General features: G+C 69.5%; 13 protein-coding genes. All 13 read right to left on the minus strand.

Features of this window, described 5'->3' with window-relative positions:
* Nucleotides 1–56 precede the first annotated feature (56 nt).
* The 13 genes from IG74_RS0132885 to IG74_RS0132945 all read right to left on the minus strand — a co-directional run bounded on the left by IG74_RS0132885 (nucleotide 57) and on the right by IG74_RS0132945 (nucleotide 15910).
* On the minus strand, nucleotides 57–1556 hold the full coding sequence (locus IG74_RS0132885; protein ID WP_030684644.1) for a B12-binding domain-containing radical SAM protein: 1500 nt from the start codon (nucleotides 1554–1556) through the stop codon (nucleotides 57–59).
* A gap of 7 nt (nucleotides 1557–1563) precedes the next feature.
* On the minus strand, nucleotides 1564–2466 hold the full coding sequence (locus tag IG74_RS0132890; RefSeq protein ID WP_078869212.1) for a carbon-nitrogen hydrolase family protein: 903 nt from the start codon (nucleotides 2464–2466) through the stop codon (nucleotides 1564–1566).
* Nucleotides 2466–3170, minus strand: a complete 705-nt coding sequence (locus IG74_RS0132895) for a class I SAM-dependent methyltransferase (RefSeq protein WP_030684646.1) — start codon at nucleotides 3168–3170, stop codon at nucleotides 2466–2468. The genes IG74_RS0132890 and IG74_RS0132895 overlap by 1 nt, the downstream gene beginning before the upstream one ends.
* Nucleotides 3160–4533, minus strand: coding sequence for a coproporphyrinogen-III oxidase family protein (locus IG74_RS0132900; RefSeq protein WP_030684647.1), 1374 nt, complete (start codon nucleotides 4531–4533; stop codon nucleotides 3160–3162). The genes IG74_RS0132895 and IG74_RS0132900 overlap by 11 nt, the downstream gene beginning before the upstream one ends.
* On the minus strand, nucleotides 4530–5507 hold the full coding sequence (locus IG74_RS0132905) for an ABC transporter ATP-binding protein (RefSeq protein WP_030684648.1): 978 nt from the start codon (nucleotides 5505–5507) through the stop codon (nucleotides 4530–4532). The genes IG74_RS0132900 and IG74_RS0132905 overlap by 4 nt, the downstream gene beginning before the upstream one ends.
* Nucleotides 5500–6234 carry an ABC transporter permease gene (locus IG74_RS0132910; protein WP_234334526.1) on the minus strand — a complete coding sequence of 245 codons (735 nt, stop codon included), beginning with the start codon at nucleotides 6232–6234 and terminating at the stop codon, nucleotides 5500–5502. The genes IG74_RS0132905 and IG74_RS0132910 overlap by 8 nt, the downstream gene beginning before the upstream one ends.
* A 59-nt stretch (nucleotides 6235–6293) precedes the next feature.
* On the minus strand, nucleotides 6294–7148 hold the full coding sequence (locus IG74_RS0132915) for a carbon-nitrogen hydrolase family protein (protein WP_030684650.1): 855 nt from the start codon (nucleotides 7146–7148) through the stop codon (nucleotides 6294–6296).
* A 43-nt stretch (nucleotides 7149–7191) separates the two neighbouring features.
* The gene (gene mfnA / locus IG74_RS0132920) at nucleotides 7192–8373 is read right to left on the minus strand and encodes a tyrosine decarboxylase MfnA (protein WP_030684651.1); all 1182 of its coding nucleotides are present in this window, start codon (nucleotides 8371–8373) and stop codon (nucleotides 7192–7194) included.
* A 1-nt stretch (nucleotide 8374) separates the two neighbouring features.
* Nucleotides 8375–9190: a carbon-nitrogen hydrolase family protein gene (locus IG74_RS0132925; RefSeq protein WP_030684655.1), complete on the minus strand. Its 816-nt coding sequence runs from the start codon at nucleotides 9188–9190 to the stop codon at nucleotides 8375–8377.
* A complete protein-coding gene (locus tag IG74_RS0132930; RefSeq protein WP_030684657.1) occupies nucleotides 9187–10152 on the minus strand; it encodes a carbon-nitrogen hydrolase family protein in 966 nt (321 codons plus the stop codon). The genes IG74_RS0132925 and IG74_RS0132930 overlap by 4 nt, the downstream gene beginning before the upstream one ends.
* Nucleotides 10153–10222: 70 nt before the next feature.
* Nucleotides 10223–11353: an AMP-binding protein gene (locus tag IG74_RS0132935; RefSeq protein WP_234334527.1), complete on the minus strand. Its 1131-nt coding sequence runs from the start codon at nucleotides 11351–11353 to the stop codon at nucleotides 10223–10225.
* Between the two features lie 2 nt (nucleotides 11354–11355).
* Nucleotides 11356–14412, minus strand: a complete 3057-nt coding sequence (locus IG74_RS0132940; RefSeq protein WP_030684660.1) for a flavin reductase — start codon at nucleotides 14410–14412, stop codon at nucleotides 11356–11358.
* The gene (locus IG74_RS0132945) at nucleotides 14402–15910 is read right to left on the minus strand and encodes a 4-hydroxyphenylacetate 3-hydroxylase N-terminal domain-containing protein (RefSeq protein ID WP_234334528.1); all 1509 of its coding nucleotides are present in this window, start codon (nucleotides 15908–15910) and stop codon (nucleotides 14402–14404) included. Before IG74_RS0132945 ends, IG74_RS0132940 begins: the two co-directional genes overlap by 11 nt.
* Between the last annotated feature and the right edge of the window lie 4 nt (nucleotides 15911–15914).

Below are 15914 nucleotides of genomic sequence, written 5' to 3' on the forward strand. Positions count from 1 at the left end.
CTCTCCCTCCTGACGCAGAGCCATCAAGGACGACGGGGAAGCGACTTCCACGTCCACTAGACCGATCCGATGGTGAGGGAGACCGGCTTGGGGCCCGTCGGCTTCGGTGCCCGCTCCAGCCGCGGCTTGTCACGCATCACGTACTCGTACTCCCGCTGCATCTCGGCCACGGTCCGGATCGCGTCGGACGACCGGTTCGTGAGGTCCTGGCCGCCGAGGCCCCACCACAGGTACCAGTTCTTGTGGCTCAGATAGGAGTCGCGCACGAAGTCGAGCGTCTCCCGGCTGGCGAGGATCTCCGGCTCGACGTAGAACGCGGGGACGAACGTCCCTTGCCCTTCCTTCATGATCCCGGCCTTGACGGCCTGCTTCTCCAGTTTGGTGGCGCTCAGGACGCGGATGCCGAGGTTCGCGTAGATCTGCGCCGGGTTCAGGAACCGCTCGGTGAACCTGATGGACTCCTTCAGGGCCGCGGGGGTCTCCCCCGGGCCGCCCAGGAAGATGCAGTGCGTGTGCTCGATCGGGCTGGCCGTGAAGAGGCGGTCGATCTCCAGGACCCGGGCCATGTCGAAGCCCTTCATGAGGTCCTGGAGCGCCTCGTCGGTGAGCGCGTCGGTGCCCAGGTCGACCCTGATGCAGCCGGCCGCGGTCAGCAGCTCCACGAACTCCGGCGTGATCGCGTTCGGGGTCAGCTGGCAGTACCAGGGCACGTCCAGCTTGGCGCGGACCATCTCCTCGCACACTTCGACCGCGTATTCGAGCGGGTAGTTGAAGGTCGCGTCGACGATCTCGAACTCCCGGACGGCGGGGTTCTCCCGCATCGCCCGCTGGATCTCCGCGACGACCTCGACCGGCTCCTTGAACCGGTTCCCCTTGCCCTCCGTCTTGCGGATGATGCAGTACGAGCAGTACAGCTTGCAGCCGCGCTTCGTCTGCAGCGTCTCGATGGCGGGCTGGGTGTCCCGGGTGAGGTCGGAGGCCGCCGAGACGCCCTCCTCGAAGTACCGGGGGTCGTAGACGCTGCGGTCGGGCTCCAGGGCGCCCAGGTCGAAGGCGGCGTTCGGCGGGTTCTGGCAGAACCGGCCGTCCCCGTCGAGGTAGCACAGGCCCGAGATGTCGCCCAGCGATCCGCCGGTCTCCAGGTACTGGAGGAGCTGGACGATCCCCGCCTCGCCCTCTCCGGCGATCCCGTAGTCGGGCTGCGCGTACTCGAAGAACGAGAGCGGCTCGACGGAGAAGCCGGAGCCTCCGAGCACGACCTTGGCCGAGGTGTACTTCCGCACGCAGCGGACGATCTTCTCGGTCATCGGGCCAAAGAAGATGGGGTCGATGAACGTCAGGTTGTCCAGGTTGCGCACCGCGATGCCGACGACGTCGTAGGACTGGGTCGTGAGGCGCTCCCGCACCGCCTTCAGCTCCCTGGACTCCCACAGCAGGTCCAGGACGTCGACCTCGTGCCCGGCTCGCTTCGCCGCGGCGCTGATGTACGCCATGCCGATCGGCAGGGCAGGCCGCGGCACCCGGATCTTGTTGGTGGAGATGAGGAGAACTCGCATGGGGCCATCACTCCCGTTCGCCCGTGTGGGGAGCGCCTGCGTGGGGGGCACCCGCGTGGGGAGCGCCCGCGCCCTCCAGGGCCCGCCAGTACGTGGCCGGCTGGAGATCGGCGCGCAGGGTGGCGGACTTCCGGTAGCGGCGCATGCGTTCCAGGTCGACCTCGACGACGCCCACGCCTTCGCCCTTCTCCAGGAAGACCATGCGTTCGTCGCCGTCCACGAAGTCGAACTGCTCCGCTTCGAGGAACAGCGGGTCCGCCACGACTTGGCTGCATCCCATGTAGCCGAATCCCGCGTAGAGGTTCGTACCGACTCCGGACGCGAAGACGATGACGCACTCGGAGTCCACGGCCCGCGCCGGAAGGCGCAGGTTCGCCACGTACCCGAACATCTCGGGCACCAGGGCCGAGCACACCAGCAGGTCGACGCCGCGGCGGTAGTACTCCCGCGCGACCTCGGGGAAGTTGATGTCGTATCCCTGGAGGAGGCCGACGCGCCCGAACTCGACGTCGAAGACGGGGTACTCCGACCCGCTCGACAGATAGCGGCTCTCCAGCTCGTGGCAGTGCACGCGCCGGTAGCGGCCGATGAGCTTCCCGTCCGGGCCGAAAAGGACCGAGGTGCTGTAGTACTTGCCGTCGTCGCCGCGCTCCAGGAGACCGGCCACGAGGTGGATGGACGCCTCCGCCGCAAGGCGGCCCAGGCGGTCGGTCTCGGGCCCCGGGACAGGGACCGCCACCTCCGCGACTTCGAGGATGTTGCCCGACGTCAGGAAGGCCTCGGGCAGGCAGACGAGGGTGGCTCCGCGCCCGACCGCCTCGGCGACGTACCGCTCGGCGCGGCGCATGTTCGCGGTGTGCCGCCCGAGCTTCGACTCCATCTGTACGACCGCGATCGTGACCGTCGACATCACATGCTCACGGGCTCGATGGGGCGCGAGGAGATGACGAGGCCGAGGTCCTCCTCGACCACGTGCCAGTCCTGGAGACCGGCCTGGTCGAGCAGTTCGACGGCTTCCTCACGGCAGTACGCCGACTGCAGCGACCTCATGAACTCGTCACCGCCCTCCTTCACGAACTGCAGGATGAAGGTGATGTGCCCTTCCTCGGCGTGCCGGTTGATGTCCTCGATGATCACGACGCCGTCGGGCTTGCAGATCCGGGCGCACTCCTTCAGCGTCTCGACGGGCCGCCGCCAGCGGTGCAGGGAGGAGAACGAGAACACGATGTCCGCCGAGTCGTCCGGGAACGGCAGCCGGCTCAGCTTGGCGAGTTCGAACTCGACGTCGCCCTCGGTGTTCGCCCACACGGCGAGCGTCAGGTTGTCCTCGGCGACGTCGACCAGGTTCTGGTTCTCCTCCACCCCTGACACCGCGAGGTGCGGCAGCTTCCCGGCGACGTGCAGCGACAACAGGCCGGTGTTGAAGCCCACTTCTACGAGGTCGGTCATCCCGTCCCGGATGTTGGCCATGATGCGGTCGGTCGGCCGCTTGTACGCCATCAGCGCGGAGCGGCGCATGCCGAGGTCGTAGGCGCGGACGCCCTCGATGTCGGCGTACGGCGCCGTCTGCGGCACCCGGGCGTCCAGGTCGAGCAGCCGTGTGTCAGTGGTCATGGCAGGCCTCCTCGGCCGACGGCCTGTTGATGATCTCCAGGGGCAGCGAGCGCGACGAGATGAAGTGGGAGATGTCGGCTCCCAGGTGCTGGGGGTAGCGCCGGTACTCCTGCGAGTAGAACGCCTTCGAGATGTTGTCGAGGTAGTACCAGCCCTTGGGTCCCGTGACCTCGATGCCCCTGTCGTCGACGGTGATCAGGCCCTTGTCGACGAGGTCGTCGATCTCGGCGCGGAACATCTCCACGAAGTCCACGCCGTGCAGCCTGCGGAACGTCTCCCGGTCGACGCGTCCGGCCTTGACGCCGAGGACCATGGAGCGCCGGATGGCCTCCGACTTGGTGATGTGCTTGCCCATGGCGATGGGCAACCGACCTGCCGTCACGGTCTGGATGTAGCGGCCGATGTCGGGCTCGTTGAAGTACCAGTAGTCGCGCAGGTGGCCGGTCGCGGTCGGGCCGAGCGGGATGATCGGCACGTCCTCGCTCCACGACGTCTCGCCGTACTTCGGCTGGAACCCGGGCTTGGCGAAGCAGTCGCCGTAGTAGCCGAGGAAGCCGTGCCGGGTCAGCTTGTCGGCGGCGAAGAGGAACATGTCGTCGACGACGGCCCGGTCGGGCACGGGCGGGAGCTTGCGCCGCTTGGTGGAGACCTGTGCGAACTCCATGTAGGTGTAGAAGGACACGCAGGTGACGCCGAGTTCGATGGCGACGTCGAGGCTGTACTCCCAGCTCTCCATCGTCTGGCCGTTGATGCCGTGCATCAGGTCGATGTTGATGTTCTCGAAGCCGCACTTCCGGAGCAGCCGGATGCTGTTCTTCAGCATCTCCGGGTCGTTCGGCCTGCCCAGGTTCTTCAGCTCCTCCGCCACGAAGGTCTGCACGCCGAGGCTGATGCGCCGCACGCCCCGGTCGAGGAGGACGCGGGCCTTGCGTTCGGTGATGTCGACGGGCGTCGTCTCGATGGAGAAGTCGGCGTCCGGGGCCATGTGCAGGCTGCCGAAGAGGTGGTCGAGCAGGTCGTCGAGCTGCGGTGCGGTGAGCGCGGTCGGCGTGCCGCCGCCGATGTAGCCCAGGGTGATCTCGTGGTCCTGGACGTACGGGCGCCCGGCGTAGTTGGTGATCTCCGCCTTCAGGGCGTCCAGATAGGTCCGGGTCAGGTCACGGTCGGTCTGGTGCTTGATGTAGGGGCAGCTGAAGCACAGGCGGTTGCAGAACGGGATGTGGACGTAGGCCCCCATGGGCTTGCGGCGAAAGACTTCTTCCTCGACGACGGGCACGTGCTTCGTCGGGTACTGCCGCACCCACTCGTTGTCGCGCTCGGGATACTCTTTCCAGAACGGCATGCTGGTCGTGGTGATGCTCATACCAGTTGCTCCAATTCGACTTGCTCGACGATGGATCGGACGACGTCCGCCAGAGTGGGCTCGAAGTAGGAAGCGGAGCGGAGCGCGATGCCCCCGGCGTGCGCCCGGGCGACCACCTCCGCCAGTGAGTTCCGGTGGTCGCCCTCGCTCAGTGCGATCCGCACGCCGTTCTCGACGTCGTGGGCGGACCGGATCAGGCCGCTCGTCATCACCTGTCTCGCCGCCCAGGACCGCAGCTGGGCGAGTTGCGCGTCCGCGAACGCCTCAAGGACCAGGCTCGAGCGCTCGCCCGACCCCGTGACGGCCGCCAGTGAGGCGTCCTTGACCTGGCGTCCCTCGTGGAGCACCACGACGGAGTCCGCGAGCGCGACGAGCTCGTCCCGGTGGTGGCTCGCGAAGACGACGCCGACGCCGTCCCCCTTCAGGCTCCGCAGCAGTTCGAGGAGCGTCTCGCGCGCCGCCGGGTCGAGCCCCGTCGTCGGCTCGTCGAGGATCAGGAGGTCGGGGCGGTGCGCGACCGCGCAGATGACGTGCAGCTTGCGCTGGCTTCCCCCGGAGAGGTTGCGTACGTACTGGTCGCTGTGGCGTTCGAGGTCCGCGAGGGCGATGAGCTCCTCATAGCGACCGGGGTCGGCCCGGCGGAGCTTGAGCTGGTGCTTGACGTATGTCTCGACCGAAACGCCGTCGGGTAGTTCTTTCGTCTGCTGGACGTAGCCGATGTGCCGGCTGACCTGTCCCCAGCGGCGCGGCGGGGTGCCGCAGATCTCCACCGTGCCGTCGCCCGGGCGCAGCAGACCCGCGATGAGCCGGATGAGCGTGGTCTTTCCGGAACCGTTGGTGCCGATGACGGCGACGCCTTCACCGGCGGTGACCGAGAATGCGATGCGGCGGAGTGCGAAGCTCGGACTGACGCGGTATTCGAGCTTCGAGACCGAAAGCACGGGCGGCGCGGCGCCCCTTCCCGTATCAGCCATGGCCGATCCTCCAGCGGAATGCGAACGAGGCGATACCGACCGCCAGAAGAGCATAGGTGACGGCCAGAACGAGGGACAAGACCGATACCGAAGGGCCTTCTCCTGTGGCCGCGCGGAAGACCTCGACATGCACCGCGAGCGGCAGCCTTTCGAAGACGGATCCGAGCGTTCCGAGATTCCGCAGGGGAAAGAAGATGCCGGCGAAATACATGAGGGGGATCACGATGATGTTCACGACCCCCGGAAAGGAAATCTCGTTCGTGTACGTCGCGACCATGATTCCGAGTCCGGCGAACGCCATGCAGGTGGCGAGGAATCCCAGGACGAAGAGCGGCATCGACTCGATCCGGGCGTCGAATACCCAGACGCCGAGAACGAGGACCAGGATGAACTGGAAGAGGCACTTCAGCACGACGCCGACGAGCCGGGCGAGCAGGAATCCCGAGTACGACAGGGGGGACAGGATGAGGTCCTCGATCGTCCTCCGGTTCCGATCGATGATCATCGTGTAGCCGACGGTGTACGTGCAGCTGAACATGATGCCGGAGGCGACGATGCCCGGGAAGACGAACCCGAAGTAGTTGGTGGCCGAGTCGGAGGGGCTCACCATCTGGTCGGTCGCCGCGCCGAAGGCGAGGACCATCGACACGGACGTCAGGAGCGTCGACACCGCGAAGAGGCGGTTGTCGACGAACTGCCGGAGGTCCATGGCGACGAGCCCGGTCACGTCCGCGAGCCAGCCGGACCGTTCGGATCGCACGCGGTGCGGTCGCATGCGGCCTGTCCTCATCGGTCCCGCCCTCCGTAGACGGTGGCCCAGGTCGCGCGGGCGTCGTCGTGGAACGGCAGGCCCGCGCGCAGCTTCCGCCGCTGCCGCAGGTGCACGACCGCGTCGATCACGGTGTCCCGCGTGCCCGCGCCGGCCTCGGCCAGGACGTCCGCCTCGGGGTCCTCGCGGGCGTCCTGCACGAGACCGTCGACGATCATGCTGCGGCCGAGGTAGGGCATCATCGCGAACCGGTTCTCGCCGATGCCGCTGGCGAGGACGAGCGCGCACTCGTTGTCCGCGGCCCGCGCCCGGCAGATCGACCGGACCGGGTGCGAGTACGGCGCGAACAGGTTCGCCGCGCAGACGACGAGGTCGACGTCCTGGAGCAGGTACTGCCTGCTGGCCTCGGGGAAGCGGATGTCGTAGCCGACGAGGAGTCCGATGCGTCCGACGGGCGTGTCGATGGCCGTGCCCGGCGCCCCGGCGGTCACGTACTCCGCCTCGCCCGCCCAGACGCACGCGCGGTGGTACCAGCCGAGCGTGTCGCCGGAGGGTCCGACGAGCACGGCCGCGTCGAAGACGTCGCGGCCGCTGGACACCAGGACGCCCGCGGCGATGTGGATGCCCAGGGCGCGGGCCTGGTCCGCCAGGAACCGCACCACGGGGCCGTCGCTCGGGGTGGCGTCCGCACGCAGCGTGGGGAAGTTGACTCCGGTCGCGAACGCGCCCGGAAGGCAGGCGAGGTCCGCCTTCCGTTCCGCCGCGACCGAGAGCAACTTGGCCGCGCGCGCCTGGTTCTCCTCGCGCATTCCGGGCTCGATCCACATCTGGATCGCGGCGAGGCGCGTGGCGGGGCCGCGGAACAGGCTCATCGCACGACTCCCGTCCGCCCGGCGGCCGCGTGGATCGCTGACATCACCGCGCCGCCACCTCTGCCTCTACTTCTTTCCGGGCCCGGTCGAGCACCGGAATGAATTCGTCGACCATTTCCCGGGTAACGTGCCGGGCGACGACGAGGCGCAGGGTCTCGACGAATCGCTTCGACGTGGAGACGATCCAGCCCCACGATTCGAGCCGTTCCGAAATCTTCGAGGCGTTCGGGAGCGTCACGACGACGATGTTCAGCTCCGGCTCGATGAATATTTCGTACCCGGCCGCCCGGAGTCCGGTCACGAGATGGCTCGTGACGTCGTAGTTGGTGCGCGTGATCTCCAGGAATCCCGAATGTCCCAGGTGTTCGAGAACGGCACAGGTCGCCACCGCGGCGCCGCCGGGGCGCGTACCTAGGAACGTGTGGTGGGTCGGTGTGTCGATGAAGAACGAGTCGAAGGCGAATTTCCCGGCGTCCTCGGCTCCCCGGAAGAGAAGGGCGCCCGCGGGGACGCTGACGAGCCCGTACTTGTGCGGGTCGATCGTGATCGAGTCCACGCCTTCGACCGTGAAGTCGAACTGCGGCAGATCGCGGCCGAGTTCACGGGCGAAGGGAATGATGAAGCCGCCCGTGGCCGCGTCGACGTGCAGATGGACCGCGTACGGGGCCACCGCGCGGCTGATCTCGTCGACGGCGTCGACCACGCCGAACTCGCTGCTGCCCGCGGTGGCGACGACCGCGATGGTGTGCTCGTTGACGCGCCGTGCCACCTCGTCGGCCGGAAGGCGCAGCGCCTCGTCGACCGGTACGACGACCGGGGTCAGGCCCAGGAGCCCGAAGACCTTGGTGAACGAGAAGTGCACGGTGCTGCTGACGACGACCTCGGGTCGGTCCGTGAGCCGCCCGCGGGCGCGTGCCGACTCGCGGGCCACCAGCATCGCGATGAGGTTCGCCTCGGTGCCGCCGGACACCAGGTTGCCGGATCCTCCGGGGTTGCCGAGCAGGTCGAGGAGCAGCTGGACGGCCTTCCGCTCGATCCGCTTGGCGCCGCGGAAGATGCGAACGTCACCGAGGTTGGTGTGGGCCGCGGCGGCCGACATCTCCACGCCCAGGGGGTGCGGTTCGGTGCAGATGGAGTTGAGCACGCGGTTCCACGGGACGTCGTCCGCCAGCTCCGCCGCGATCAGGCGCCGGACGTCGGCTGCGGGAATGCCGTCGGTTCGCATGTCAGCTCACCCGCGCCTTGCTCGTCCGCGCGATCGGCTCCTGGCCGTCCACGAGCGCGGCGTACAGGTCAGGTCGGCGTGCCCACAGTCCGAACCACAGCGTCTGCTGGAAGCGGAGGTCGGGTTCCCTCAGGTGCCGGACGCGTGCGAGGTCCCAGGGCGCTTCGAGGACGCACTCGTGCGTGTCCCCCTCGGCGACGAACCCCTCGGGCATCGCCACGGCGCTGCCGCCGCCGGACCGGTCGCCGAGCGAGCTGGCGAAGGCCACCGCGACGGTGTTGAGCGTCGCGATGCCCCAGACGGCCGCCCGCTGCGCGGCCTGCTCCGCGCCGTCGAGGGAGCCCGCCACGAGGAGCAGCTCCGCACCGGCCAGACACTCGATGCGCGGCGGCTCGACCAGCCAGAAGTCGGGGCCGAGCAACACCCCGACGTGGCCGAACTCGGTCTCGACGACGGGGAAGTCGTCCCCGGTGCCCGTCGTCCCGTCCGGCAGGATCGCCCGCTCCACCTGCGCGCGGAGGGTTCCGCCCGGGTCCAGCAGACGGGTCACCCGCACGGGTTTGCCGTCGGGGTGCTCCTCCGTCCAGGAGCCGGTGAGCACGTACGTGCCGCGCCTGCGCGCGAGGCCCGTCAGGCGCTCCAGGCACCGCTCCCGCAGCCGCGGCGGCAGTGCGGAGCCGTCGTCGCCGAACACGTTCTCCGGCAGGACGACGAACTGCGCCTCGGGGGTCACCCAGCTGTCCAGGTCGTCCAGGACGACCTCGGCCGTCGCCTCGACGCTCGGGCGCCGCGCGTGCTGCGCTACGAAGATGGTCACGAGCCCGTCCCCTCACTCGCCGGGGCCGACCCGACCGGGCGGCCCCGCTCCGCCGCTCCCGCGCCGCGCGCCTCGGCCATGGTCGACCGCAGTTCGGCGGCGAGGTCGCGGCGCGCTCCGACGTAGGGCTTCAGGAGCGCCCCGTACGCGCCGGGCCTGCGCAGCTCCTGCCAGCGCCGGCCGTCGCCCGCGGCGGGCGCGGTGCCGTCGGCCGGGGCGTCGAGGTCGACGACCAGCACCTCCGGCTCGTCGCTGCCCGCCTGGGCGACGATGCCGCCCGGGGTGGTGACGAGGCTCGTGCCCGCGAAGTGGATCTCGACGAGACGGTCCCCGCGCACGCCCCTGACGACCCCGACCGAGCTGGCGTAGACGATGTTGACGTCGTTCAGGTACGCCGCGGTGCGCAGCGCGTTCACCATCAGGGCCTGGTTCTGGCGGAGCGTTCCGCCCGGGACGAAGATCGTGCGCGCTCCGGCGACGGCGAGGAGCCGGATGACTTCCGGGATCCAGAAGTCCGAGCACACGGCCACGCCGATCAGGCCGAACTCGGTGTCCATGACGCCGAGCGACTCCGCCTGGCGGCACACCACCATCTCGTTGCCGAACGCGTGCGCCTTGACGGCGCGGTCGGTGACGGCTCCCTGCCTGCCGATGACGAGCGAGGTGTTCCGGTACATCCCGTCCTGGAGGTCCTCCACGATCGAGCCGAGGACGATGTTCGTGTCGGCCTTGCGGGCCAGGGACTGGAAGCCGTCGACGACGGGCCCGGGGATCGGTGTGTCGGTGCGCCCCTTCAAGCCGTCCTGGCCCGGCATGTACCACGGCGGGCCGAGCAGGAACTCGGGGAAGCAGACCATGTCGACGTCGCCGCCGGCGCAGACTTCCTCGATCGCCTTGTACGCGCTCTGCAGGCCTTCGTCGTGATCGTCGGCCCAGCGGGTCTGTACTACCGCTACCCTCATACGTCTCGTCTCCTCGAGATGCCACCGGTGGACCGACCGCGGCGAGGGCTTCGCCGCCGTCGGGAGAAGGTCAGGACACGGCGGTGTTCCAGTCGTCCACGGCGACGATCCTGACCTCGACGTCGACGTCCAGCTCTTCGCGCACGCGCTTCTCCAGCGACCGCTTCACCTCGCCGTCGCGGACCGCGTCCCCGTCCGTGACGGCGCACGTCACGTCGAATCCGCCGTTCCGGACCTGGCAGGCGAAGTGCGGCGCCAGGTCGGGGCGGTCGAAGACGACGCGCTCCACGTCGACCGCGGAGACGGGCCCGCGGCGGGCGGGGACCGCCTCGGTCACGCGGCCGAGCGGTGTCAGGACGGCACTCTTCTCGCCGCAGGGGCACGGGCGGTCCGCCCCGCCCAGCTCGACGAGCTCGCCGGTCGCGCCGGGCCCGTCGCCCGCCGGGTCCGTGTCCGGGGCGGTCAGCAGCAGTTCGCCGCGGGCGACGGCACCCGGGTGCGCGCCGTCGCGGGGCCCTTCGGGGGCGGTCCGGCCGCCCGGTACGTCCCGTACGGACGCCCGCAGCCGGTGGTCGCACACGTGCAGCGCGCCGTGCGCGCAGGGAACGGCGACGGTCGGAGCCGACGGCGTCCCGTAGAGCGCGCGGGCCCGCGCCGCCCACGCGGCGCCGATCCGGTCGAGGCGCTCGCGCGAACAGGCCTCCCCCACGCAGATCACGGAGCGGACGGACGACCGGTCGAGCGGCCGCTCCGACGCGCCCGCGAGGCTCGCCAGTTCCGCGGCCAGGCTCGGCGAGCACACCAGGGCCGTCGCGCCGTACTCCTCGATCAGTCCGAGGAGCCGGGGCATCGGGCAGATGGTGTTGCTGGTGCCGACGGAGATGACGGACGCGCCGATCATCTCGATGGCGCGGTCCACTCCGGCGCCGACGAAGGACAGTTCGTACGGGGCCGCCACCACCACGACGTCGTCCGCGGTCAGGAGCTGGTCGAACGCCAGGGCCAGGTCGATCTGGTCGAGGATCCACGCGTCCCGGGTGATGAGGACGGGGTGCGTGCGCCCCTCGCCGTCGACCCGTTCGCCGTAGCGCGCGCGGGCCGGTTCGCGGCCGCCGGCCCGGTGGGCCGGCCCGTCCGGTCCTGCACCCGGTGTCAGGAGCTCCAGGAAGCGCTCGTAGAGCCGCGATGTGGGCTCGGACATGGTCACCTCACCCCTGCTTCGTCGTCGTACCTGCGCCATCCGTAGGCGTCGAGGGCGCTGTCGGCCGGGCCCGGGCGCAGCAGCGGCCGCTGGTCCTCCTTGGGGTTCATGTCGACGCTCACGGCCTTCGCCAGGACGAATTCGTGATCGCCGAGTTGGTACGCGGACTCCAAGCTGCAGTCGATGGTCCCGAAGGCTCCGGAGAGCCGGGGGCACCCGTTCGACGACGGGGTCCACGACAGGTCCTCGAAGCGGCTGTCGGGCCTGCCCTGGGAGAGCGCGGCTGCCACGTCCGTCTGGTGCTCGTCGAGGACGTTGACGCAGAACCGCCCTTCGCCCGCGATCGCCGACCAGCTGGTGCTGCGCGCCCTCACCAGGAAGCCGATGAGGGCGAGTTCCTCGGAGACGACGGTGAGCGAGCCGATCACGAGGCCGTAGGGCGTCGACCCGTTCTGCTCGGAGTGCCGCTTCGTCCCCGCGACCACCGTGATGGCCAGCGGAAGGAGCTCGGCGAGGCCCCGCAGGTCGGGCGCGGCGCCCTGCGGGGCGTGCTCCGCCCGCCCGGCCGTGAGGTCGGCATCGGCCGCCCGCGGGACCGGTGCGCCGACGTCGTCCCGCAGTCGGCGTACGTACTGGCCCGTGCTGCTGTCCGGGTTGTCGGCGAGGGTCTCCGGGGTGCCGCAGTGGATGACGCGTCCGCCGTCGCCGCCCGCGCCGGGGCCGAGGTCGACGACCCAGTCCGAGATCGAGATGACCTTCGTGTCGTGCTCGATGACGATGATCGTGTTGCCCGTGGACAGGAGCCGCTCGAACAGCGTCAGGAGGTGGCGGATGTCGGCGGCGTGCAGTCCGCGCGTCGGCTCGTCGAAGATGAACAGCGTGCGGCTGCGGCGCTGCTTGAGGAGCTCGCCTGCGAGGTTGAGCCGCTGCGCCTCGCCGCCGGAGAGGGTGGTCGTCGCGCACCCCAGTTGCAGGTAGCCCAGGCCGAATTCGTTCAGGACGGTGAGGGCCTGCACGGCCTTGGGGCGGCTCTGCGCCTCGAACCAGTCGAGCGCGTCCTCGACGGTCATCGACAGGACGTCGTGGATGTTGCTGCCGCCGAGCCGCACGTCGAGGACGTGGTCCTGGAACTTGCGCCCTTCGCACTCCGGGCACACGACGAACTCGCTCTTGAAGAGGGTCATCTCGATCTCGGAGAGGCCGAGCCCCTTGCAGGCCTCGCAGCGGCCGCCGGGCACGTTCGGGCTGAACTGCGCGCGGCCCAGGCCGCGTTCGGCCGCGTCGGCGCTGGCGGCGAAGGCGTCCCGGAGGTGGTCGCTGATGCCGATGCAGGTGACGAGGGTGCTGCGGCTCGACCTGCCGATGGCGCGCTGCTCGACGTGGATGACCTCGTCCAGGGCGTCCGCGCCCGCGACGTCGGCGCTGTCGTCCGCCACCCCCGCCACGCGCCGGGCGATGGCGCGCGACACGGCGTCGTGGACTCCCGCCACCAGTGAGCTCTTGCCCGCGCCCGACACCCCGGAGACGCAGGTGAGGCCGCCGAGCGGGAACCTCGCGGTCTGCCGTACGACGTTGTTGCGCGAGACGTCGCGCACCTCGAGCCAGCCCCCGTCGCCCAGGTCGGCCTTGGTGCGGGTCGGCGCGGACGAGAGCAGGGCGGCCGCCGTCGGCGACTGGACGGCGTCGAGGAGGTCGGCGAAGCGGCCTTCGAAGACGACTTCGCCGCCGCGCGCACCCGCGCCCGGGCCCAGCTCGACGATCCAGTCGGCGGCTCTGATCACGGTCTCGTCGTGCTCGATGACGATGACGGTGTTCCCGAGGTCCCTGAGCCGGCGCAGCGAGGTGAGGAGCTTGCCGGTGTCGCTCTCGTGGAGACCGGCGGTCGGCTCGTCCAGGACGTACATGACGCCGGTCAGATCGCTGGCGAGGTGCTGGGCGAGGAGCAGCCGCTGGAGCTCGCCGCCGGACAGCGTCGCCACCGGCCGTTGCAGGTGCAGATGGCCGAGGCCGACCTCCACGATGTTTGCGCTCTGTTTGACGATCGCGGCCGCGAGCTCGCGGACCTGCGGCGGCAGACCGCCCGACGACAGGCTCGCGCGCAACCGGACGACCGAGTTCGACAGCTCGTCGCTCTGGAAGTCGTGGAAGGCGTGCCCCGCGACCGTCGCCTTGAGCGACTCGGGCCGGAGCCGTCCGCCGGCGCACGCGGAGCACGGTTCCTTTCCGAGGTAGTTCGTGAACGCGTTGCGCCGCGACGCGGACGTCGTGTTCTTGTAGGAACGCTGGAGGAATCCCAGGATGCCTTCGAAGCGGAAGTCGTTCGTGACCTTGCGGACCTTGATCGTGTACACCGTGTCCGAGCCGTGGAGCACCCGCTCCAGCTGTTCCGAATTCAATGATTCATACGGTGTGTCGAGGTCGAGGCCGATGTCCGCCGCCATCGCCTCGAAGACCTTGCGGACATTGGGAATCGCGAAGGTGCCCGGATCCGCGTTGTCCCAGATCTCCCTGAGCGTCTTCGAGTGGTCGGGGATGATTTTCTCCAGTGAGAAGTCGACGATCTCACCGACCCCGTCGCAGTGCAGGCACTTGCCCTCTTTCCTGTTGGGACTGAAGTGCCTCGCCGTGTGCGGCTCGGCGAAACAGCCGCAGTCGTCGCAGAACAGGTCGGGCTTCGTCGCACCCAGACAGGCCGGGCAGACGGGCCTGGATCCCGCCCCGAACAGCAGGCGGTAGAGCCCGTCGAGACCGGTGAGCGTGCCGACGGTCGAGCGCGGATTCGACAGGCCGCCGTCCCGCTGGCGCAACGCCACGGGCGGCTGCGTGCCCGCTATCCGGTCGAATTGGTAGTCCCCGTCCCCCATGTCGAGGGACTTGCTCGACAGGGCACCCAAGTACAGCGACTTCGAGTGCTCGAAGAGGGTGTCGATGACGAGGGACGACTTCCCCGAACCCGAGACTCCGACGGCGACGACGAGCTTTCCCTTCGGGAAGGAGACGTCGACGGACTTCAGATTGTGGGTGGACACTCCCTCGAGAACAATGCTGTCAACACTCATGACTGCCGTTCCGTCCTGCGATGAGCTTGCGGACCTGGCTCTCGCACCGCTCCAGGTCCGGATACGTGGCGTACAGCATCGAGCGGACCCGGGCCGGGTCGCCGCGGTTCCAGGACTCGTACAGCTCCTGGCGCATCCCGAAGCGGTCCACGACGAGATCCGCGGCGAGGCCGAAGATCCGGGCCTTCTCGTCCACGCCGATGTCGCGCCCGCACATGTAGGTGTCCAGGACGCCGCGCAGTTCGGCCGCGCCCAGGTCGCCGTGCGTGGGCTGCATGATCAGTCCCGACGCCCCGATCTGCCGGACGATCGCCGACGCCCGGGTCGAGAAGCCGCCCGCGACGGCGTCGAGCGCGGCCGTGGAGCCGGGGGCGACGAGTCCGGACGCGGTCTGTGCGCACTCGGCGTCCACCGCGGCGAGCCCGAGCCGCACGACCTCGACGTACGACGTCAACTCACCCAGCAGATTGCTGACTTCGCGGAACTTGTCGACGCCGATCGCCTGGGCGAGGAGCGACGCCACGCCGAGCATGGTCCGCAGGCGGTAGTAGAAGCGGAGCTGGCCGGTGTAGAGCGACCACTTGTTCAGCTCGTGGAACCCGCGGGCGGCCACGCCGGAGTCGTCGAGCAGGAACACCCGCGACATCGGCACGAACACGTCGTCGAACACCAGCATGGCGTCCTGCTCGTCGTACCGCGAGGCCAGGCCGCCGGATTCGTCGACGTACGACTTCCGGCACAGGACGCGGAGGCCCGGGGTGCCGATGGGGATCCCGAACCAGCAGACGTAGCTCGGATCCTGTCGGAGGTAGTTCGCCGGTGAGAGGTAGATGAGCACCTCGTGGGCATAGGGGGCCAGGGTCGCGATCTGCTTCGCGCCCCGTACGACGATGCCGTCCGCGCCGCGCCGCACCACGCGCAGTCCGAGTTCGGGACGCTCGACGGGGCTCGACGACCGGTCGATCTGCGGATCGCCCAGGCCGTGGGTGAGCGACAGGTCGTTCTCCCGGCAGTAGTGGTAGTAGTTCTCCGCGTTGCGGCCGAACTCCGGATCCACGTTGGCGAGCTCGAAGCGGTAGTCGTAGAGCCCGACCACGACGTTCGCCATGAAGTCGGGCACCCGGGAGAGCTGACCGCCCGAACTCTCCGCCCAGCGGTGGGAGTTGCGCCACTTCCAGGTGAGCTCCTCGCGGCTTGACGGTGCGAGGTAGGAGCGGCTGACCAGTCTGCCCGTGGTGTCGGACCGGTAGAGCATCTCGTCCGCGCGTCCCGGCGCGTGCTGGTCGTCGTAGAGGCCCGCAAGGGTGGACAGCATCGGCCGGAACCGCGGTTCAGCGGTCACGTCGACCCTGCGTCCGTCGGACCAGACCTCCCGCTTGTCGCGGAGGCTGGCCGTGTAGTCCGACCCTCGCCACGCGCCCCCGGGGGAGCCCGGCAGGATCTCGATGTCGTTGCCCGGCCCCGCGGCGTCGGAGGCCCTCGGTTCTGCCGTCGTCACCGTC

Origin of the sequence: Streptomyces sp. NRRL B-1347 (assembly GCF_000720325.1) — a bacterium.
GTDB lineage: Bacteria > Actinomycetota > Actinomycetes > Streptomycetales > Streptomycetaceae > Streptomyces.

Excerpts from the sequence above, each read along its gene's own strand:
- IG74_RS0132885 (WP_030684644.1), bottom strand. The coding sequence starts at position 1,556 with ATGCGAGTTCTCCTCATCTCCACCAACAAGATCCGGGTGCCGCGGCCT.
- IG74_RS0132890 (WP_078869212.1), bottom strand. The coding sequence starts at position 2,466 with ATGTCGACGGTCACGATCGCGGTCGTACAGATGGAGTCGAAGCTCGGG.
- IG74_RS0132930 (WP_030684657.1), bottom strand. The coding sequence starts at position 10,152 with ATGAGGGTAGCGGTAGTACAGACCCGCTGGGCCGACGATCACGACGAA.
- IG74_RS0132895 (WP_030684646.1), bottom strand. The coding sequence starts at position 3,170 with ATGACCACTGACACACGGCTGCTCGACCTGGACGCCCGGGTGCCGCAG.
- mfnA (WP_030684651.1), bottom strand. The coding sequence starts at position 8,373 with ATGCGAACCGACGGCATTCCCGCAGCCGACGTCCGGCGCCTGATCGCG.
- IG74_RS0132900 (WP_030684647.1), bottom strand. The coding sequence starts at position 4,533 with ATGAGCATCACCACGACCAGCATGCCGTTCTGGAAAGAGTATCCCGAG.
- IG74_RS0132905 (WP_030684648.1), bottom strand. The coding sequence starts at position 5,507 with ATGGCTGATACGGGAAGGGGCGCCGCGCCGCCCGTGCTTTCGGTCTCG.
- IG74_RS0132935 (WP_234334527.1), bottom strand. The coding sequence starts at position 11,353 with ATGTCCGAGCCCACATCGCGGCTCTACGAGCGCTTCCTGGAGCTCCTG.
- IG74_RS0132915 (WP_030684650.1), bottom strand. The coding sequence starts at position 7,148 with ATGAGCCTGTTCCGCGGCCCCGCCACGCGCCTCGCCGCGATCCAGATG.
- IG74_RS0132940 (WP_030684660.1), bottom strand. The coding sequence starts at position 14,412 with ATGAGTGTTGACAGCATTGTTCTCGAGGGAGTGTCCACCCACAATCTG.